The organism is Leisingera sp. S232 (assembly GCF_049800895.1).
Classification (GTDB): Bacteria; Pseudomonadota; Alphaproteobacteria; order Rhodobacterales; family Rhodobacteraceae; genus Leisingera.
This window is the reverse complement of sequence record NZ_JBNAFX010000021.1, coordinates 14,312-32,734: the sequence shown is the minus strand read 5'-3', so window position 1 is coordinate 32,734 and position 18,423 is coordinate 14,312. Positions and strand designations below refer to the sequence as shown.

Below are 18,423 nucleotides of genomic sequence, written 5' to 3'. Positions count from 1 at the left end.
GCTCTTTTTTTTCTTATCCGGCCACGGCTCCGTGTAGCCAGTGGGTGTTTACGAGATTCTGCATTTCATCGACAAAAGCTGATTGGATCCGGCGTAGATTGTGAACCTGCGGACGCCGGACTGCTTCGTAGTCGCCCTCTTGAGGCGGCTTTAGATCTTTGGATTTTAGAAACTTGTCCATCTCGCTCATCAGTTTAAGCACATTGGATTCGTTGCGTTGCAGGATAATTTGCCCTTCAGCGAGCAAAGAGAGAAGCTCAGTGCGGATGCTGCGACGTCTTTCATAGAATTCCGGTTCAGCGAGAGTCTTTTCGCCCTCGATACGCAGTGCCGTGGCCTGGGACATATTGCTGGCTACGCGCTGTGCCCAGCAAATGAGAACCTTCTCGGCTTCGATCCTGTTTGCCTCGTGGGAAATGTTGTTGGAAGCTGCGCTGAGGGTATCTGCGGATTTAGCTATGCGTTGGGTTTGGAATGCGACATAAATGGCGATGCCCAAGGTGGCTGTTCCAAGAATGATTTCAAAGGGAGTTGCCAAGGCTTTTTCTCCTATTGGTTGATTTTGCGCGTGAGATCTCGCACGTGATAAGGGGCGGTGCAACCGGATGATTGCAGAAAGTGCAAAGGCAAAGTCGATTGAGATGGATGAAGCCTGGGAAGCAAAGGACCTCATCGTCTTTGACGGCGAATGCGTTCTGTGTTCGCGCTTCTTCCGCTTCATGCTGCGCCATGATCGGGCGGGGCGGTTCTTCTTTGCCACAGCACAATCTCCACTGGGGCAGCAGCTTTACCGGGAGCTTGGCCTGCCCACCGATGAATTTGAAACCAATCTGGTAATTGTTGATGGCCGCACCTATCAGCGGCTGGATGCTTTTGCTGCGGCGATGCGGGCGCTGCCCTGGCCCTGGCCGGTGCTGTCTGTCTGCCGCTTCCTGCCACTATGGCTGAAGGATCCGCTCTACTTCAGCGTTGCCCGCAACCGCTACCGGCTGTTTGGCAGGTTTGATGCCTGCATGATCCCTGTCCCTGAGATCCGCGCACGATTTGCCAAAGGGGGCTATGACACATGAGGGATGCTTTTGGCGAAATCATCGCAGCACAGAACCTTGAGGTGCCGCCGGCCCTGATTCGGTTTCACTCGGAGCCGCCGGAGCGCAGCTTTGGCGTTGTGCAGGTCGAAAGCGGACATCGTTGGGCGCGGCTGCTGGCCAGGATCGCAGGCTTTCCGCCTGCAATGGCGCAAACCCGGTTCCGGTTGGATGTTGCTCAGCAGGGAGAGGGCCACATCTGGCGGCGGGTGTTCGGCAAGTATCAGACCCGGTCCCATCTGCGTTTTGATGCGCGCAAAGGACGGGCGCTGGAGCGTTTCGGCCCGGTCGAGCTGGAGCTGTCAATCCAGGTGCAGCAGGACGCATTGCTGGTTTCAGTGGAAAAGGCCCGCCTGTTCGGGCTGCCGCTGCCAACAGCGCTTTGCCCGGAAAGCGCGGCCATGGAATTTGAAACGCCGCAGGGGCACTTGGGTTTTGATATTTCTGCCAGCTTGCCAGGGATCGGTCTTCTGGTGCGTTACAGTGGTCACATTGCTCTGCCTGATCTGGATCTCAGGCGTTAACCAATTGCTAACCCTGACATTGCCGGGCGGCGTTGCTTGTCGTAGATTTTTCGTATCTGCATCGAACTTCCGGGGGGAGGACATGTCTGCATATACCGATCTGAACGGGGCGCTGGATGCGCTGCAGCTTAAACTCAAATCGCTGAATGATCTGGTGAGCGCCAACCAGTTCATGGTGGAGATGTTGGCCGGTCAGGGCGATACGCTGAAACAGATGAGCAGCACCCGCACCAGAGACATGCTGCGCCGGAAGGCCCGCGCCAAGTTTCACCCGGAAAACGGCAGCGAGCCGGATGCGGCAGTGCTGGCCATTCTGGAAGAGATCCTGGGCCAGCAGAACGAAAGTGCAGAGATCATTCCCTTTCCTGTCCGCGCCTGACCAATGCACGCCTGACCGGGCCCGCACACATCTGCGAGAGGTCGCGGCCCGGGCGGCAGTCCCCTCTTGGAGCTATGGTTGGCAATCCCTATGTTGATGTGAACCAAGGGATATTTTTGGATGAAAAACTTCATTACCGCCGCTGTGCTGGCCTGTTCCATGGCCACTGCCATTCCCGTTTCTGCAGGGACATTTCTGGCCAACCGCGGTGTGCGGGTTCTGCCCGTGAATGATATCGTTTATGAAGTGGTGCCGGGCCGGTCCGGCGGCACTTGGGACTATTGGTGTGCTGCGGCGCAGTACGCCCGCCGGGTTCTTGGGGCGAGTTGGACTGACCGGTACTATGTGGTGCGCGGTCGGGATGTCAGCGTTACCACGGGGCGCCGCTCCTCTGTGCAATTCACTCTGCATCCGGAACAGGCTGGGGTGCCGCCAAAAACAGGCTGGCTGTCACTGGGCTTCCAACCCGGAGAGAGCTTGTCGGTGCAGCAGGGGCACGGCTATTGCGTGCAGGGGCCAGCTCTCTAGCCGCTGTTTCAACGCGAGAAGGGGGGGGCATTTGGGCTCGGCTTTCCGGGCGGGCGGAAACAGGTCTGTTAACAGACCTTGCGCTGATGATAGAATGAAGGCCCTGGGGGCTTTGGATTGTTGTTTTTCGCCGATTGGGGACCCGTGCAATGCTATTGGTCCGCAAAGCGCCCACGGCAGCGGTGTAGGAGGTTGAGATGACTGGCAAAAAACCGTGGCTGTCAGCGGTGTTGGTCGCGATTTTGGTGGCGCCTGTGCCTGCATCGGCCTGGCGTGCGATCAACCGGAATGAAGTGCTGCCAGTCTCGGAAGGCGTTTGGGAAGTGGTGGCCCGGAGCCGTTCCGGCGCACAGGATTACTGGTGCAGCATCGCCGATTTCGCCATTCGCCAGCTGCGGGCGCCGGTAAACCAGCGGATTTACGTCTGGCGCGGAGAGGGGCCGTCCGTAGGCCGGCCCGGACGCAAGGCGGTGCAGTTTGCCTTTGGTCTGCCGCCGGGGGTTCCGGACCGGTCCGGTAGCCTCTCCCTGAATATCCGCGAGGCGGGTGACAGCCTGCGGGTAACTTCGGCGCAAAATTACTGCTATGACCGGCTGCCCGGACGGGACCGCTGGCTGCCATGACACGCAGCCGTTGCGGTTGTCGGGTTGCGTGAAAAGACTGCATTCGCCAGAAAGCCTGTATGCAGCATGATTTCAGCATTCCGACACGCGGACAGGGGCTTGTTGAGTTTACCCGTGAGGTGCAGGCCTGGGTGGCCGACAGCGGCATTCAGGACGGGCTTCTGACGCTCTTTGTCCGCCACACGTCCTGTTCGCTGCTGATACAGGAGAATGCGGATCCGGAAGTGCAGGAAGACTTGTGGGCATTCTTTTCGCGCCTCGTGCCGCCGTCCTCGCATCCATCGATGGCCTATCTGCGCCATACCTATGAGGGGCCGGACGACATGCCAGCGCATATCAAGGCGGCCATAATGCCAGTGAGCCTGTCCATCCCGGTCCGCCGCGGCAACCTGGCCTTGGGGACCTGGCAAGGCATCTACCTGTTTGAGCACCGCGACGCACCGCACCAGCGGCAGGTGGCGGCACATCTGGCCTGAACCTCATTATCTTGCGGCGAAAAATGCCCCCTACCCAAATTCTGGAGGGTGGCCTATAGTTGTGGATAACCGGAGAAACTCCGGCACAATAAACAGGCTGACAGGATTGAGGGAGCAGGCGGATGCGCTGCCCATTTTGCGGAAATATCGACACTCAGGTCAAGGATTCACGCCCCGCCGAGGATCATGTTTCGATCCGGCGTCGTCGGTTTTGCCCGGCTTGCGGAGGCCGCTTTACCACCTATGAACGGGTGCAGTTGCGTGATCTGGTGGTGATAAAAACAAACGGCAAGCGCGAGGATTTTGACCGCGACAAGCTGGAACGCTCGATTCGCATTTCCATGCAGAAACGCCCGATAGAACCGGAACGGATCGACCAGATGATCTCTGGCATCGTAAGGCGGTTGGAAAGCATGGGAGAGACGGACATTGCCTCCAAGAAGATCGGCGAGATAGTGATGGAGGCGCTGGCACGGATCGACACCGTTGCTTATGTGCGTTTTGCCAGTGTGTACAAGAATTTCCAGGCGGCAGATGATTTCGAAGACTTTGTTCACGAACTGCGCCCGCCGGAAGCTCCCGAAGAATAATGGACACAGATCACCGTTACATGGCGCTGGCGTTGTCATTGGGGCGGCGCGGGCAGGGCAATTGCTGGCCAAACCCGGCAGTCGGCTGCGTCATCGTGCAGGGCGGTCGGGTTATCGGCCGCGGCTGGACCAAACCGGGCGGCCGCCCACATGCTGAAACGGAAGCGCTGGCGCAGGCAGGAGATGCCGCGCGCGGTTCCACTGCCTATGTCACGCTGGAGCCATGCGCCCATCAGGGGAAAACGCCGCCCTGTTCGCAGGCGTTGATTGATGCGGGTGTGGCGCGGGTTGTGGTCGCAATCGGGGATAGTGATCCGCGCGTTTCAGGCCAGGGTTTGCGGATGCTGCGGGATGCGGGCATCAAGGTGGACACGGGGATCTGGGGCGCGCAGGCGGCCCGTGACCATGCCGGATTTTTGCTGAAGACGGAACAGGGTCGCCCGCTGGTGACCCTGAAGCTGGCCAGCAGTTTTGACGGGCGCATTGCCACCGGGTCGGGCCAAAGCAAGTGGATAACCGGTCCGGAAGCGCGCCGTGCGGTGCATGCGATGCGTGCACGCCATGATGCGGTGATGGTGGGCGGTGGCACTGCGCGGGCGGATGATCCTTCGCTGACAGTTCGCGATCTGGGCGTGGAGCATCAGCCGGTGCGGGTGGTCATTTCCCGCCACTTGGATCTGCCGCTGATGGGACAGCTGGCCCGCACGGCCACGGAAATTCCGGTCTGGCTTTGCCATGGCCATGGTGCCGATCAAGAGCGCATTCAAGCTTGGGAAGGCTTGGGGGCCAAACTGATCCCTTGCGCGTCGCATGGTGTGCAGCTGGACGCCGGTGATATCCTGCAGCAGCTTGGCGCCGCGGGGCTTACGCGGATATTCTGCGAAGGCGGAAGCGCGCTGGCGGCCTCGCTGCTGGCCTTTGACCTGGTGGATGAACTCGTCGGCGTTACTGCGGGCTTGGGCATCGGGGCTGAAGGGTTGCCTGCGATCGGCGCGCTTGGCATCGGTCGGCTGGAGGAGGCGCCACGGTTCGAACTGGTCGAGGCACGTCCGCTTGGCAAGGATATCCTGCACCGCTGGACCCGCGCATTGCGCTGATCCATCTTGCTTGGTTGAACGGCGCAGGCGCGCGTGTGCGCCGCTGACGTATCAGGACTGCCTTTGTTCCCTTGGGGCATGTTCCAGCGGAACTGACCCGCCTTGGGCTTGCACATTCGGTCGGCGCAAAAGATGTCCCGCTGTAGTCAGCGCCACAGATGGGCATGCGTGGCAAACAGTCCCTGAAGTTTGGACAGCAGCCGGTTGCCAAGGCCGGGATGGGGCAGGCTGCCCTCGCGCAGACGCATGACCGCCACTTCCGGGGGACATGGTTGGCCGGTCACTGGATCGAAATAGCGCGGGTAATCGATCAGCGCTGCATGAGCCAGCCCCAAAAGCGAAACCAGCGGCTGGCGCCAGGATGGCGCAGGGGCCAGGTCGGTGGTCAGCCCCCAGCCTGCATAAAACGGGGTGCCGAGTGTTGTGACTTTCACACTGCGCAGCAGGGCCTCGAACCCCAGCAGAGAGGTCATTGTCCATACTTCCTGCACCTGGTCCAGCAGCGCCATCGGATCTGTCTGGCTGGCAACCACGTCGGCCAGCCCCGCCGCCGCAACTTGGCCTTGGCGCAGGCCTGCTTCCACGTCCGGGTGGGGTTTGTAAACAATCACCGCGCCGGGGTTTGCCTTTCGGGCCGCTTGCAGCAAGTCCAGGTTGGTCCGGACTGTCGCAGAGCCGCAAAGGATTGAAGCGTCGTCTTCCACTTGGCCGGGCACCAGGACGCGGTGGCCTTCTGGCAGGGCAGGGACCGTGCCGCCAAGATTGTATTTCGAAACGCCATCGCGGATCAGCGACTGCACCAGGCGTTCCGCCCGCAGCGCTTCTGTCTGGGTCATCTCCTGACGGCGGGCAATCAGCACATCAAGGTCCGATGGTTGGCGGGGATCATAATAGATGCCTTGCCTGTCTGCCACCAATGAGAGCGGTGGCACCAGTTCAGCCCCAAGACCGCGTGAGCGCAAAAAACCATCTTCGATGCGTACCGCGTCGGCGTGGCGCTCTGTGGCTTTGCCGGCCCAGACCATGTGTCTGCGGCCGCGGCTCTGTGCTTTGGCAGGGTCTTCTGCAAACAGCATCCGCTTTTCGGACCCAAAGAACGTTTGCAGCGGCTTGCGCTTCCACAGTCTCATGCCCGAGGCAACCCAGCCTTGATTGTCCTGCCGCCACGCGCGCGCGCTGGCCTCCAGATTGTCCAGAACCGTTTCCAATGGGCACAGTTCATCCCGGAACGGGTCGTACCATTTGGGGAAGAGGATCATTGCCGCTGCAAACAGCTGCGCTCTGGTCAGCCGGCGCTGACGCCGGGGTGGGGGTGCATCGTCGATGCTCAGGCCCCAGCCTGCGTAAAACGGTTGCCCAAAGATCCGGGGTTTATGTCCCGCAAGAATCGCCTCGAAGCCCAATTGGGAGGAAACCGTGTAAACGCCGACAGCCCCGTCCAGAAGGCTCCAGGGGGAGACATTGTCAGAAAACAGCTGAACCCGCCCCTGCGCGTCATTGACGTCATAATAGCCAGCGCGGAAGCCGCGCAGAGTTTCGGGGTGGGTCTTGATCAGCACCCGGGCACCGGGGTGCTCTTCTTGGGCAAAGGCCAGCATTTCCAGAAACCTGGCCCGGTCCGCGCGCGACGCAGTGACAGAGGCGTCGTCCCGTGCCTGATCCACCACCAGCACATAACCGGGTTCCGGCGCCGCAACTTCGGGATCAAAGGCGTTGTATTTGCTGAGTTGCGCGGATTTGATGCGGGATATGGCGTCGCGCGCCCTTTGCATCAAATGTGCATCATCCAGCGGATGCTCCGCCAGCAGCTGTTCCAACTCTGACGGATTGCCAGCATCGAAATGCACGCCTGCCCGGTCCAATATCAGCCCCGCAGGCGGCTCTCCGGCGCGGCCCGGGTGAAGCGAGCGCAAAAAGGCATCTTCGACCCGAAGCAAGCCGCAGCCGCGCTTTCCAGCGATGGAACGGCCACGGTGTGCTGTGGGAGAGGCCCCCCAGATCCCCACCAAATCCTCCGGCTGCGGCAGGCCCAGTCGGATGCTGTAACCGGAAAGTTCCAAAATCCGCCGAACCCGGCGCTGGGTTAGAAATCCGCCGTTATAGACAAAAAGCCGGGACGGTGCCCGCCCGGCTTCATGAGAACCTGAATTCAGGCGCATATCGCGTTAGCCGCCCACCGCAGACGTCGTGCTGGCCAGGGAGCCGACAGGGGCCAGAAGCAGCGAAATGGTTTTGGTCCATTGTGCGTAAGGCGCTTCGGTGACGTAAAGGGTGTCGTTGTCCCGGATGACAAAATCGCGGGCCATAAACAGGCCGTTCGGCTGCGTCAGGTTCAGCACATAGACCATACGCTGCGCTCCGATTAGATCCTCCCGGCCAAGCACCTGGTTGGCAATTTCAGCGGGTTCGTTGCGCAGCACGAAGACACCGGTCGGATCAGCAGCGGTCGATATCAGGCCGCCGACCTGGGCAATGGCTTCCAATGCCGACAGGTCCTGGCTTTCAAACGGAACCCGGGCCTGGGCGGATGTCGCGCCCAATGCGGTGAAGGAACGGGTGTCTTCCTCTACTAGGATGCGGTCACCGCCGCGCAGGGCGACGTCCAGCTCCGGGTGGTCAAACAGATCCTGGAACCAGATTCGCCCCTTTTCCTGGCCACGGATCACGGTGACCTGGGCAATCTCCGGCTGGATCGTTACACCGCCGGCCTGGGCCAGCATGGCCGACAGGGTCCGGGTTGGCCGTTCAATCGGGTAAACCCCTTGCCCGCCAACGGCACCTGTCAGGCTGACTGTGGCACCATCGCCGGCAAGGCGGCGCACCTGCACCTGCGGGTCCGGGGTCTGGTCTTCCAACTTTTTGGTGATGGTTGCGCGCAATTGCTCCGGAGTATTGCCCGAGGCCCGCAGACGGCCGGCATAGGGAACAAAAATGTAACCGGCACTGTCGACCTGCACTTCTTCCAGAACGGTGGCGTTGGTCGCCTCTGCCGCCAAAAGCCCGTCATCGACGTTTTCCCAGACAGTCAGACCCAGCACGTCGCCGGGGCGGATAGTGTCGGACGTCAGCTTGCCGGCTGAAATGAAGCCGGAAGAAAAGCCCAAAGCCGGAACCACGGCCGTGGTCCGTGCGACCCGGTCATTGACCGACACAATGAAGGCGTCGCCTTCGCGCTGCACCGAACCGGCAAATATCTGGCGTTTGTTTGGGCCGACTTTCGGCAGCCCGCAGGACGCAGCAAGGGTCAATGCAGCCAGCATCGCCACCGGACGCGCCCAGCTAAGGGGAACGGATTTCACTGCTCGGTCTCCTCGACCAATTATTGTTTGCCTCAAGTTTTAGGAGCAACCTAACTGGCTGGCAGGAAAAAATCCAGTCTTAGGGTAAAGGTCTGTCAGGTGACCAGCTGCAACTGTTGCCGCGGTGCCGCTGTGCCCAGACGCAAGGCGTCATAGGGGTCTTCTTCTGCCAGCATCATATCTGCAACCTGCCGCAGCAGCTGGCGCCGCCCCTCGCGAGAGTAAAAGCCGCCCGGCACCTGCGAGGTTTCCAGCAGGAACCGGCGGTAATCCTTGTAGGCGCGGTTGTCGGGCCGACTGGGAGCTTCGAAGAATTGGGCCAGGGGCTGTTGCGAAACAAACTGCGGCTTGGCATAAACCGCCCGCCCGAACACCCGCAGCGGAATACCGCGCCAAAGGACCTGCTGTCCCGCGGTGGAATTGACGGTCACGGCGCTGCGCGCCTCGTTCAACAGCTGTGCCAGTTTGCCGCCGCGCACGTAATGCACCCGGCCTGCAATACCGTGCTCCTGTGCCAGCTGGCGCAGAGTGCGGCGCACCTGGGCGCGGCCATCTTCCAGCGGATGCGCCTTGATGACCAGATGATGGTGACGTGGCGCGCCCTCGGAAAAGCCGGTGATCACTTCTGCCAGAAAATCGCGCATGCTGCCAAAGGGGGAATGTATCTGAAAAGAGCTGTCATGCTCCAGCTGCAGCAGCGCCAGGTGGTAAGGAAAGCCACCATGACGGATGCGCCGCTCAGCCAGTCGGCGTTCCATCGCCTGGGCTGGCATCAGCAGCAGCCGTTTTAGGTAAAGCCGGAACTCCTTGGTTACAGACAGCGCCCTGTGCGGGCGGAAATTGCGGTATTTGCGGTTCCGGAACATCACGAACCAATGGTAAAGCGCGCCGTAAAACACATGCTGGCGCATGTCTCCCCAATGGGCAGGCGGCAGCGGTGCTTCCATGTCGGACAGTGCCAGCGCATCTTGCATCTGCTGTACAGTCATGTCCATCAGCCGCGAATGGCCGTTGGCGCCGCCGCGCTCATAGGTGACCCAATAGGGCCGCAGATAGCCTTCCTCGAATACATGCACAGTGATGCCGCGCCGCTTGGCTGCAGCAACTGCAGTTGCATGAATGGGGCGGGTGTCTCCGTATAAAACGATGTCCGTAACCTGGTGGCTTTCCAGCAGCTCATTCAGGACCTCCGGCCAATCCTGCGGGCCCCCGGTAAAGGGGATATAGCTGTCACTGGCGCGCCAGAATGCCTGATCTCCGGCATTGAAGCCGACCCTCGCAACCGCGCAGCCCGCTGCGCGCAGCACCCGGCCGAGCGCGGCGAAGAACGGCCCGTGCGGGCCCTGCAGAAACAAGAAGCTGCGCTGTTTTTTGGGGGCGTAGGGCATCACAAGGAAGGTCTTACAGAGATCATTTCAAGAATTGATTAACATTTGACTGGGGCGAAACTATGTCCGGCCACGGTGCAAAGGCAAGCCGGGGCTTGTAGAGACGGTACGCCTTGGCTACCTCTGCGGCAGGAATGACCTTTTACCGGCGAGGAGCGCACCATGTTCACAGGCATCATCACCGACGTCGGCATCATCGCCGAACTGGAGCAGCAGGGCGATTTGCGCGCCCGCATCCGCACAGGTTATGACACCGCATCCATTGATCTTGGCGCCTCGATTGCCTCTGACGGCGTTTGTCTGACGGTCATTGCGCTTGGGGATGATTGGTATGACGTGCAAATTTCCGCAGAAACGGTGTCCAAGACCAACTTGGACAGCTGGGCGGAAGGCAAGCGTGTCAACCTTGAACGTGCCCTGAAAGTGGGCGACGAACTGGGCGGCCACATCGTCTCGGGCCATGTGGACGGCGTTGCCGAAGTGACAGAAATGAAAGATGAGGGCGACAGCACACGGGTCACCCTGCGCGCCCCCCAGTCGCTGGCCCGTTTCATTGCGCCCAAAGGCTCGGTTGCGCTGAATGGCACATCGCTGACAGTGAACGATGTAGACGGCTGCGATTTCGGCATCAATTTCATTCCGCACACCAAGGAAGTCACCACCTGGGGGGATGTGAAGCCGGGCGACCGCATCAATCTGGAAATCGATACGTTGGCCCGCTACGTCGCTCGGCTGCAAGAGGCAGGCTGACGCCGCCCGTGCGGCCCCAGCTTCTTTCTGGCCGGAAATACCCCGGGGTGAGGCCGAAAGGCCGAGGGGCAGCGCCCCTCAATGTGTAATGCGCATCTGCGCAGGGCGTGTCCGGACCATCGGTTGCCGCTTGCGGGACTGGCATTTGCCGCCTCTCTGGGCTATCTGGCTGGGAAAGAACCCGCAGTGCAGGACGTACTGCCTCAAGCCCATCGAAAGGCTGCCACATGAGCTTTGAAACACCAGGGCCGGTTGAGGCGCAATTGCGCGATGCCATCAGCCCGATCGAAGAGATCATCGAAGAAGCCCGCCAGGGGCGCATGTTCGTTCTCGTTGACCACGAGGACCGCGAGAACGAAGGCGACCTGGTGATCCCTGCCCAGCATGCAGATGCGGCTGCAGTCAACTTCATGGCAACCCATGGCCGCGGGCTGATCTGCCTGACATTGCCGGCAGAGCGGATTGAAGAACTGGGCCTGCCGATGATGGCGCTGCACAATTCTTCGCGCCACGAAACCGCCTTTACCGTTTCGATCGAAGCCCGCGAGGGCGTCTCCACCGGCATATCTGCCGCTGACCGGGCGCTGACCGTGGCGACCGCCATCGACCCCGAGAAAACTGCAGCCGATATCGCGACTCCGGGCCATGTGTTCCCGCTGCGCGCCCGCCGGGGCGGGGTTCTGGTGCGCGCCGGCCATACTGAGGCAGGATGCGATGTGGCCCGTTTGGCAGGTCATTACCCGTCATCGGTGATCTGCGAGATCATGAGGGAAGACGGCACCATGGCGCGTCTGCCGGATCTCGTGGACTACGCTCAGAAACATAACCTCAAGATCGGCACCATCGCCGATCTGATCGCCTACCGCTCGCGCAACGACAACCTGGTGGTCGAAACAGATTGCAGCCAGGTCTCCTCCGAATTCGGCGGCGACTGGGAGATGCGGATCTTTACCGACCAGACCCATGGTGTTGAGCATGTGGTGCTGATCAAGGGGGACATTTCCACCCCTGGTCCGGTGCTGTGCCGCACCCACGCACTGCATGAGGCCTCCGACCTCCTGGGCCTTGGGCCGAAACCTGCGGGTGAACTGCCCCAGGCAATGGAGCTGATCGCAGCCGAGGGGAGGGGGGTCGTCTGCCTGTTCCGCGAGCCGCGCCATTCGCTATATGCGCCCGAGGACGAAGGCCCGCGCACCGTCAAGCAGACGGGGCTTGGTGCGCAGATCCTCTCCAAACTCGGCCTGCATGAGCTGGAGCTGCTGACGGACTCGCCGCAAACCACCTACCTGGGCCTGGATGCCTATGGTCTTTCCATTGTGGGTACCCGCCCGATTTTGAAGGACGCCTGACATGGCCGGACATGAAACCCACTACATTATGCCACGTGCAGAATTTGATAAGTCGGTGAAGCTGCTGATCGTGGTTTCCCCTTACTACAAGGACATCGCCGACAATCTGGTGGCCGGCGCAGCAGCGGAGATCGAAGCGGCCGGCGCAACGTATGAGCTGATCCAGGTGCCGGGGGCGCTGGAAATCCCGACTGCGATTGCCATTGCCGACCGTACATCCAACTTCGACGGCTATGTGGCGCTGGGCTGTGTGATCCGTGGTGAGACCACCCATTATGAAACCGTCTGTAACGACAGTTCTCGCGCGATCCAGCTGATGGGCTTGCAGGGCCTGTGCATCGGCAACGGCATTCTGACTGTGGAGAACCGCAAGCAGGCCGAAGTGCGCGCCGATACTGCCGATCAGAACAAAGGCGGCGGAGCGGCCGCTGCGGCCTTGCATCTGATCGCACTCACGCGTAAGTGGGGCGACCAGACCAAAGGCATCGGCTTCAAGGCGCCCAGCGAGGCGTACAGGATCGCCGGTACAGATAACGGATCCACCAGCGCATGAGCACCCAGGACAGCCGCCCCAAGGGCAACGGCAAGAATCAGATGAGATCGGCAGCACGGCTTTACGCTGTGCAGGCGCTGTTCCAGATGGAACACAGCGGCCTTACCTTCGACAAGGTGATCGTCGAGTTCGAAGACCACCGTTTTGGCGCTGTCTACGAAGGCGATGAAATGGCGGAGGGTGACAACAAGATTTTCCGCCAGCTGGTGCGCGAAGCCGTCAATCATCAGGCGCAGATCGATCAGATGACTGATCGTGCCTTGGTGGCGAAATGGCCGATTGCCCGCATCGACCCGACGCTGCGGGCATTGTTCCGCGCAGCCGGGGCAGAGCTGGTTCAGTCTGCCACACCGCCCAAAGTGGTGATCAACGAGTTTGTCGACATCGCCCGTGCATTCTTTCCGGAAGGCAAGGAGTCGAAGTTCGTCAACGCCGTGCTGGATCACATGGCGCGCGAAGCGAAGCCTGAAGCCTTCTGAGCGCGGCGGTTTCGGAACAGAATGAGGAAAGGCGCATTTTTTGGTGCGCCTTTTTGACTTTCTACGTGAAGGTTCCGGAAAGCCTGCGGCAAAATCCGCCGATCCGGCAAAGTAGCGCTGGACGCCAGCTCTGAGCCTGCTAGCCTCTGTTTGAAACATGGGGAATTGAAATGCTGAAACAGATCGCCGCAACGCTTCGCAATTTGCTGTCTGGGCTCGCTGCATGGACCCAGGGCGGTGTTCTGCAGCAGGATCTACAGCCGGCACGGGTCCGTGCCGCGGCACCTTCGCGGCAACAGCGACAGCTGCGCCGTCGCTGAGCAACCGAAAATCTGGCATTGTACCGCGCTTTCCATCCGGATCGCGCGGTTTTTCTGTGTCGGGAAAAGGGGAAAAGTGGCGGGACCACCAGTCAACCGTGCGGCTTTGATTCCCGAGGACCTGTATATACAGGTGGGCGCCAGGTAAACGGACCAGGATCCGGACAGAGCCAGCTCCCTCGGAATTGCTTAAGGCCACCGGAATGCTGCCTGTCACGAGAAGGGCAGAACCCGCCAAGCCCGTAAGTAGTCTGCCGGCGCCACCGTTACAAGGCCCTGTCAGGTATGCGGCACGCATTCCTGATGAATCCGCAGCATTGCCTTTTGTTCCCTGATTGTTCACATTTGCCTGCATGATGGAAGATTTGCAGCCGGGACAGAAACTTGCTCGCGGAGTGTCGCGCTATCTGCGCTCGCTTGGCTTTGCGCCGATTGAAGAATTCGTGCCAGTCCGCGGCCTGCGGGTGGACGTGATGGCTTTGGGCCCCAAGGGGGAGCTGTGGATCATTGAGTGCAAGTCCAGCCGGGCGGATTTTCAGTCTGACAGCAAGTGGCAGGGCTATCTGGAGTGGTGCGACCGCTATTTCTGGGCCGTGGATGTGGATTTCCCTGAGGAGTTGCTGCCGGATGGTTCCGGCCTGATTCTTGCCGATCCCTATGACGCGGAAATCGTCCGCATGGCGCCGGAAGAAAAGCTGGCGCCAGCGCGGCGCAAAAAACTGGTGCAGAAGATTGCCATGGACGCTGCCCGCCGCCTGCAGGCGCTGCGCGACCCGCGTCCGGGCAAAGACGGTCTGCTGATGGGCGCGCCGGACGCAAAGCAGTCGGAGTGCTGACTGGCAAGAGCTCCCGCGCCTGCAGATGCCCCGGCTGCGCCGGGGTATCTTGGCAGCCTTGGGCCGGGCAGCGCACCTGCGGTGCGCTGCGGGCGGCTCTGTCGGCTAGGCCGTTGCGTTCAGCGCCGCGGGCTGGTGCAGCAGGGCGATGGGGGCGTTGGGATCCGTTGCCACGCCGATGGCGCCGCCCTGACTGATATTGTTGAAAGTGATGCTGCCGCCGGTGTCGAATGTCAGCGTTAGAGAGTCCCCGTCGCGTGTGGTGCTGTAGGCCGAGGCTCCCATTTCGCGCAGCTGCACGACGGCATTTGCGCCCTCGGTCAGCTCGACGGTGTCGTGACCGTGGCCATGGCTGTACTGAAGCGCGACGGTGCCGCCCTGAAGGGTGAAGCGGTCGTCACCGCTGCCGCCGCGCGCGGCCAGGGTTTCGCCCACTTGCAGGTTGATCTGATCGTCGCCGCTGCCGCCGCTTACCTGTGCATAGTTGCTGAGCGCCTGGCGCATCTTTTCGGCCGCTGAGGCGTCGGGATTATATGCCGCCGCCGGTGCGTCGCGCCAGTCGCGCAGAGCGCGCTGCGCTGCAACTGCAATCGTATCGTTGCCTGCTCCGCCGCGGATGCGTGACACCAGTGTTGCCGCCGCGGCGATACTGTCGTCACCGTCGCCAGCCCGGACCCCGCGCAAAGTGCCTGCCTGGATAGCAATGGCATCATCTCCGCCGCCGGTGCTGATATTGCGGGCATGGCGGGCGCGGATGGAAACCGAATCTGCATTTGCGAACTGTGCCTGCGAGCGACCGCGTCCGGGGGCATGCTGGTGTCCGAGGGCAAGCCCGTTCATGGCGCCGAACCGGCGGCCATAACCGAAGCCGCGGCCGTCAAAGGGGGTGGCAGTGTTGCGGTCTGTGTGAACGCCTTGCACGATGCGTCCCTCCAGCGCCACGGCGTCTGCTCCGTCTCCCGTGGCAACCCGCCGGATCACGTCTGCGCGCAGCTCCACTGTATCGTCGCCTGCGGTCGCGTCCGGGCCGGTAACTTCGGCTGGCATGCCCTGTGGCAGCTGTGGGACAGCCTGCTGCTGCGGCTGTTCCGCGGGCTGCTGCACCGGGGCCTGGAGTTGATCACCCGGCTGGCCGGTCAGCAGGACAAGTGCAACCGAATTCTGCGGCCAATGCTGGGACGTCAAAGTGTGCAGCGCCTTTGCCATTTCAAAGATGCGTTTCTCATAATATCCGCCTTCCGGGCCGGCCGTGCTGGCCTGGGTCACGTCTTGCGGTGGCAGAAGCTCTACCGCGGGAGCAGGAGCAGTTTGCAGTGTGACGGTTGCTTCCGGTGCCGGAAGTGCTGCGGGGGCGCTGGTCTGCGGAGCAGCAGCTGCGGGTGCAGGCGATGGGGCAGAGGTCGAAGCAGCAGGCTCACCGCCAAGCTTCACAACGGCATTCTGGACCTGCGGTTTCTCCCATCCATGTGCTGCTGGCGGCAATGCGCCGGGAGCACGGCGGCCCTGACCGCCGAATAGCCCGTTTGCCTCCTGCTGCAGTTCATCGGCGCTGAGCCCAAGGGCGGGATTGATCCCGCCCAAAGAGGCGCGGGCGCCACTGGTTACAGCCGTCAGCTGCGCCGAAAAGAAAAAGGGGTTTGTTGTACTGCTCGTCAGGTTCACCATTTCACTCACTCCGATAACTGGCTGGGAGCAATGGTGAACGCTGGGGTTTTAGATAGATATAATAGGTAAAATTGCAGTTCAGAAAAATCGTCTGAAAATCGTGGTGGATTTTCCGAAAGCTTGCCTTACTTGATGGTCCGGGCGGCCTGCGCGGCGGCAAGCAGCTCATCGGCAATTTCCTCGGCCTCCTCGGGGTCAAAGTCCATCGGAATCTCGACGCCGCCCGCCTCGATGAATATCCGCACCATGCCCTGATCGGTCGGCCCGATCTGCATGTTTGCTTCCACGTCGCGTTCGGTATTGATGCTCATCCTGCACTCCACTGGCGGCCAACCGCTTGAATGCCGGTGCTAGCCCGGTACAGGCTGAAACGCAAGCCGGGTTTGGGTTACACTGCCTGTATGAAGGATGTGACCCTGCGCCGATTCGCCCCCACTGACATGCAGTGGCTGATAGCCCGCCACCAGGATCTTTATGCCCGCGAGGCTGGGTTCGACAGCAGTTTCGGGGCGCAGGTGGCGGATGTTCTGCACAGTTTCTGTGCGGGACATGATCCGGTATATGAGCGCGGTTGGATGGCTGCCAGTGCTGAGGAGCGGCTGGGCACGGTGTTCTGCATGAGGAAAAGCCAGGAAACTGCGCAACTGCGTTTGTTCCTTTTGACGCCCAAGGCACGCGGCAAAGGGCTTGGCAAGCGGCTCTTGCGGGATTGCATGGAATTTGCCCGGGCTGCCGGGTACCGCGGGATGATGCTGAAGACCCATGAGAGCCATCGCACGGCGTGTGCGCTGTACAGGGCATTCGGCTGGCAGCTGCGCGACAGCCGTCCGGTGCGCAGTTATGGTCAGGATCTGGTGGAGCAGACTTGGCAGCTGTCGTTCCCGTAAGCCGGGTGCTGATTGGGACGGTGCAAAATTAGGGAGCAATTGCAATCGGTTGTGGATAAATGTCCGCGGCAGTTGCTGTGCGGGATTTGAGGCGCATCCGGCATTGCTGTTCGCTGCAGTTTTATCGTTGGGAAAGACGAAAAACCTCTTGCACGCCTCAGGTGCGTGCTATAAATCGCCCCTCAGTGCCGCCTTAGCTCAGTTGGTTAGAGCGCTGGATTGTGGATCCAGAGGTCCCCCGTTCAAGCCGGGGAGGCGGTACCATTCTCTCCTTGAACCTGTCGAGCTATTTGGTTGCGTTGCTGCCTTCACTGCAGGCGGCCATCCGACCTGACTGATTTTTCCGCCGTGCGGCGATGCAGGGCTGGCCGGTCTGCTTCTGCGGGGCAATCAGGGAAATAGGAGCGCTGCAGTGTGTTGCAGCGCCCCTTTTTGCGAACCTCGGCAAGAGGCGTGAGGTGCAATGTTTTCCCTGTCTTTAAGGCAATCTGCTCTAGTTGCCGCCGGTTGTTGTGGTTGTTGTTGTCGAGGTGCTGTCATCATCATCGGTGACCAGAACGATAAACAATGCGCCGGCCACCACCCCGGCAGTGGTACCGGCTGACAGACCTGTTTGGGGCAGGCTGCTGCTGTTTGCCTGCGCTACGGATTCGGCACCAGTGGCTTGGCATGTCACCTGCAGAGAGCCGCCCGGCAAGTAGCTGGCAGCAACCGGAATACCGGCGCCACAGGCCAGGCGCCGCTTGGCTTCGTCCAGAGCCGGATCAGCCTGGGCCAGTGCCGTTTGTCCCGCAAGAATAAGTGGTAAAATCAGGGAAGCTGCGTGCAAGATACTAGTGCGCATGAAAAAACAACCTTATGCTTTAAGATGGGTGAAATTTAGCTGAGGGCCGTGCGGCGGGCAATATGCCGACAGGGCAGAAGGGGTGGTCTGGCGGGATGCTGCCAGAGCAAGCCGCGCAATAGGCGGTTTTTGGAGCGTAGCGAGGGTATGAGATGTTCAAGACAGCCATCAAAGGTCTAACCGCAGGCATCTCCTGCCTGGCGGCCGGAAGCGTGCCGGCCTTGGCTCAGGCTCCGGTTACGTATTCGGTTGTGATCCCCGCAGGGGAGTTCGGTTCGGCCGCCTTCCTGAGTGAAATGCTCGCGACACTGGCGGCAGCAAAGGCGTTCTGCCGGGCAGCGGGTGATCCGGCGCTGAATGTGGACTGCCTGTCTGAGCGCCTGGAAACCGCCGCAGATGGAATTCCGGACGGCACCGATTACGACGAGGTGCGCGGTGTCCTGCAGGAAACGTCTCAGCGGTTGAAGCGGCTGGCCCGCCAAAACAGCGATCCCACCCGAGGCCGGGTGACCGTGACCAGCTCTGCGAATCCTGCCGAACGCACCAGTCGGCCGCTGACAGCCGTCAGTTCTGTCGCCCAGGCTGCAGTAAACCAGGAGGCGGTCCGTATTCTTGAGGAGGCGGCCACCGTCCTTTTGCGCAGTGCAGAAGCTGCGCAGGAACGGCAGACGCAATACGCACAGATTGCCGCTGCTATTGATTCCAACAAGGTGCTGCTCCGGTCCTGACCGGACCTGCGCCCGGTGCC

At 61.0% G+C, this 18,423-nt stretch carries 22 protein-coding genes and 1 tRNA gene; 16 read left to right on the top strand and 7 right to left on the bottom strand.

Features of this window, described 5'->3' with window-relative positions; translation table 11 throughout:
* Nucleotides 1–13: 13 nt before the first annotated feature.
* Nucleotides 14–538, bottom strand: a complete 525-nt coding sequence (locus ACP151_RS13420) for a hypothetical protein (protein WP_424979409.1) — start codon at nucleotides 536–538, stop codon at nucleotides 14–16.
* 67 nt (nucleotides 539–605) lie between these two features.
* Between ACP151_RS13420 and ACP151_RS13415 the strand changes: the two genes are divergently transcribed.
* The 8 genes from ACP151_RS13415 to ribD all read left to right on the top strand — a co-directional run bounded on the left by ACP151_RS13415 (nucleotide 606) and on the right by ribD (nucleotide 5,305).
* Nucleotides 606–1,070, top strand: coding sequence for a thiol-disulfide oxidoreductase DCC family protein (locus tag ACP151_RS13415; protein ID WP_424979408.1), 465 nt, complete (start codon nucleotides 606–608; stop codon nucleotides 1,068–1,070).
* Entirely contained in the window at nucleotides 1,067–1,612 is a 546-nt protein-coding gene (locus tag ACP151_RS13410) for a DUF4166 domain-containing protein (RefSeq protein WP_424979407.1), read from the top strand. The genes ACP151_RS13415 and ACP151_RS13410 overlap by 4 nt, the downstream gene beginning before the upstream one ends.
* A gap of 82 nt (nucleotides 1,613–1,694) precedes the next feature.
* Entirely contained in the window at nucleotides 1,695–1,991 is a 297-nt protein-coding gene (locus ACP151_RS13405; protein WP_424979406.1) for a hypothetical protein, read from the top strand.
* A gap of 120 nt (nucleotides 1,992–2,111) precedes the next feature.
* Complete coding sequence (locus ACP151_RS13400; RefSeq protein ID WP_424979405.1) at nucleotides 2,112–2,519, top strand: hypothetical protein; 408 nt, start codon at nucleotides 2,112–2,114, stop codon at nucleotides 2,517–2,519.
* 197 nt (nucleotides 2,520–2,716) lie between these two features.
* Nucleotides 2,717–3,142: a hypothetical protein gene (locus ACP151_RS13395; protein WP_424979404.1), complete on the top strand. Its 426-nt coding sequence runs from the start codon at nucleotides 2,717–2,719 to the stop codon at nucleotides 3,140–3,142.
* 59 nt (nucleotides 3,143–3,201) lie between these two features.
* On the top strand, nucleotides 3,202–3,618 hold the full coding sequence (locus tag ACP151_RS13390; protein WP_424979403.1) for a secondary thiamine-phosphate synthase enzyme YjbQ: 417 nt from the start codon (nucleotides 3,202–3,204) through the stop codon (nucleotides 3,616–3,618).
* Between the two features lie 122 nt (nucleotides 3,619–3,740).
* Nucleotides 3,741–4,208, top strand: a complete 468-nt coding sequence (gene nrdR / locus ACP151_RS13385; protein ID WP_424979402.1) for a transcriptional regulator NrdR — start codon at nucleotides 3,741–3,743, stop codon at nucleotides 4,206–4,208.
* The gene (ribD, locus tag ACP151_RS13380; RefSeq protein WP_424979401.1) at nucleotides 4,208–5,305 is read left to right on the top strand and encodes a bifunctional diaminohydroxyphosphoribosylaminopyrimidine deaminase/5-amino-6-(5-phosphoribosylamino)uracil reductase RibD; all 1,098 of its coding nucleotides are present in this window, start codon (nucleotides 4,208–4,210) and stop codon (nucleotides 5,303–5,305) included. The genes nrdR and ribD overlap by 1 nt, the downstream gene beginning before the upstream one ends.
* 146 nt (nucleotides 5,306–5,451) lie before the next feature.
* Here ribD and ACP151_RS13375 read toward each other — a convergent pair whose 3' ends face one another.
* The 3 genes from ACP151_RS13375 to ACP151_RS13365 all read right to left on the bottom strand — a co-directional run bounded on the left by ACP151_RS13375 (nucleotide 5,452) and on the right by ACP151_RS13365 (nucleotide 9,992).
* On the bottom strand, nucleotides 5,452–7,464 hold the full coding sequence (locus ACP151_RS13375; protein WP_424979400.1) for a capsular polysaccharide biosynthesis protein: 2,013 nt from the start codon (nucleotides 7,462–7,464) through the stop codon (nucleotides 5,452–5,454).
* 6 nt (nucleotides 7,465–7,470) lie between these two features.
* A complete protein-coding gene (locus ACP151_RS13370; RefSeq protein WP_424979399.1) occupies nucleotides 7,471–8,604 on the bottom strand; it encodes a polysaccharide biosynthesis/export family protein in 1,134 nt (377 codons plus the stop codon).
* 95 nt (nucleotides 8,605–8,699) lie between these two features.
* On the bottom strand, nucleotides 8,700–9,992 hold the full coding sequence (locus ACP151_RS13365) for a capsule biosynthesis protein (RefSeq protein ID WP_424979398.1): 1,293 nt from the start codon (nucleotides 9,990–9,992) through the stop codon (nucleotides 8,700–8,702).
* Nucleotides 9,993–10,154: 162 nt separating this feature from the next.
* Here ACP151_RS13365 and ACP151_RS13360 point away from each other — a divergent pair, with 162 nt between their 5' ends.
* The 5 genes from ACP151_RS13360 (at nucleotide 10,155) to ACP151_RS13340 (ending at nucleotide 14,279) form a co-directional block, all read left to right on the top strand.
* Nucleotides 10,155–10,742, top strand: a complete 588-nt coding sequence (locus ACP151_RS13360) for a riboflavin synthase (protein WP_424979397.1) — start codon at nucleotides 10,155–10,157, stop codon at nucleotides 10,740–10,742.
* A 227-nt stretch (nucleotides 10,743–10,969) separates the two neighbouring features.
* The gene (ribB, locus tag ACP151_RS13355; RefSeq protein WP_424979396.1) at nucleotides 10,970–12,091 is read left to right on the top strand and encodes a 3,4-dihydroxy-2-butanone-4-phosphate synthase; all 1,122 of its coding nucleotides are present in this window, start codon (nucleotides 10,970–10,972) and stop codon (nucleotides 12,089–12,091) included.
* Nucleotide 12,092: 1 nt separating this feature from the next.
* Nucleotides 12,093–12,644 carry a 6,7-dimethyl-8-ribityllumazine synthase gene (locus ACP151_RS13350; RefSeq protein WP_424979395.1) on the top strand — a complete coding sequence of 184 codons (552 nt, stop codon included), beginning with the start codon at nucleotides 12,093–12,095 and terminating at the stop codon, nucleotides 12,642–12,644.
* Nucleotides 12,641–13,123: a transcription antitermination factor NusB gene (gene nusB / locus ACP151_RS13345; RefSeq protein WP_424979394.1), complete on the top strand. Its 483-nt coding sequence runs from the start codon at nucleotides 12,641–12,643 to the stop codon at nucleotides 13,121–13,123. The genes ACP151_RS13350 and nusB overlap by 4 nt, the downstream gene beginning before the upstream one ends.
* Nucleotides 13,124–13,796: 673 nt before the next feature.
* Complete coding sequence (locus ACP151_RS13340) at nucleotides 13,797–14,279, top strand: MmcB family DNA repair protein (RefSeq protein ID WP_424979393.1); 483 nt, start codon at nucleotides 13,797–13,799, stop codon at nucleotides 14,277–14,279.
* A gap of 105 nt (nucleotides 14,280–14,384) precedes the next feature.
* On the opposite strand, the gene ACP151_RS13335 is transcribed toward ACP151_RS13340, so the two are convergent.
* Together ACP151_RS13335 and ACP151_RS13330 are read right to left on the bottom strand one after the other, a co-directional pair.
* The gene (locus tag ACP151_RS13335) at nucleotides 14,385–15,944 is read right to left on the bottom strand and encodes a hypothetical protein (RefSeq protein ID WP_424979392.1); all 1,560 of its coding nucleotides are present in this window, start codon (nucleotides 15,942–15,944) and stop codon (nucleotides 14,385–14,387) included.
* A 125-nt stretch (nucleotides 15,945–16,069) separates the two neighbouring features.
* Complete coding sequence (locus ACP151_RS13330) at nucleotides 16,070–16,255, bottom strand: DUF6324 family protein (protein ID WP_424979391.1); 186 nt, start codon at nucleotides 16,253–16,255, stop codon at nucleotides 16,070–16,072.
* A gap of 90 nt (nucleotides 16,256–16,345) precedes the next feature.
* Here ACP151_RS13330 and ACP151_RS13325 point away from each other — a divergent pair, with 90 nt between their 5' ends.
* Nucleotides 16,346–16,831: a GNAT family N-acetyltransferase gene (locus ACP151_RS13325; RefSeq protein WP_424979450.1), complete on the top strand. Its 486-nt coding sequence runs from the start codon at nucleotides 16,346–16,348 to the stop codon at nucleotides 16,829–16,831.
* Nucleotides 16,832–17,018: 187 nt separating this feature from the next.
* A tRNA-His gene (locus ACP151_RS13320) sits at nucleotides 17,019–17,095 on the top strand.
* Between the two features lie 229 nt (nucleotides 17,096–17,324).
* Here the strand turns inward: ACP151_RS13320 and ACP151_RS13315 are convergent.
* A complete protein-coding gene (locus ACP151_RS13315; RefSeq protein ID WP_424979390.1) occupies nucleotides 17,325–17,675 on the bottom strand; it encodes a hypothetical protein in 351 nt (116 codons plus the stop codon).
* A gap of 152 nt (nucleotides 17,676–17,827) precedes the next feature.
* Between ACP151_RS13315 and ACP151_RS13310 the strand changes: the two genes are divergently transcribed.
* Nucleotides 17,828–18,403 (top strand): hypothetical protein, encoded by a 576-nt coding sequence (locus tag ACP151_RS13310; protein WP_424979389.1) that lies wholly within the window; start codon nucleotides 17,828–17,830, stop codon nucleotides 18,401–18,403.
* The last annotated feature ends 20 nt before the right edge of the window (nucleotides 18,404–18,423 follow it).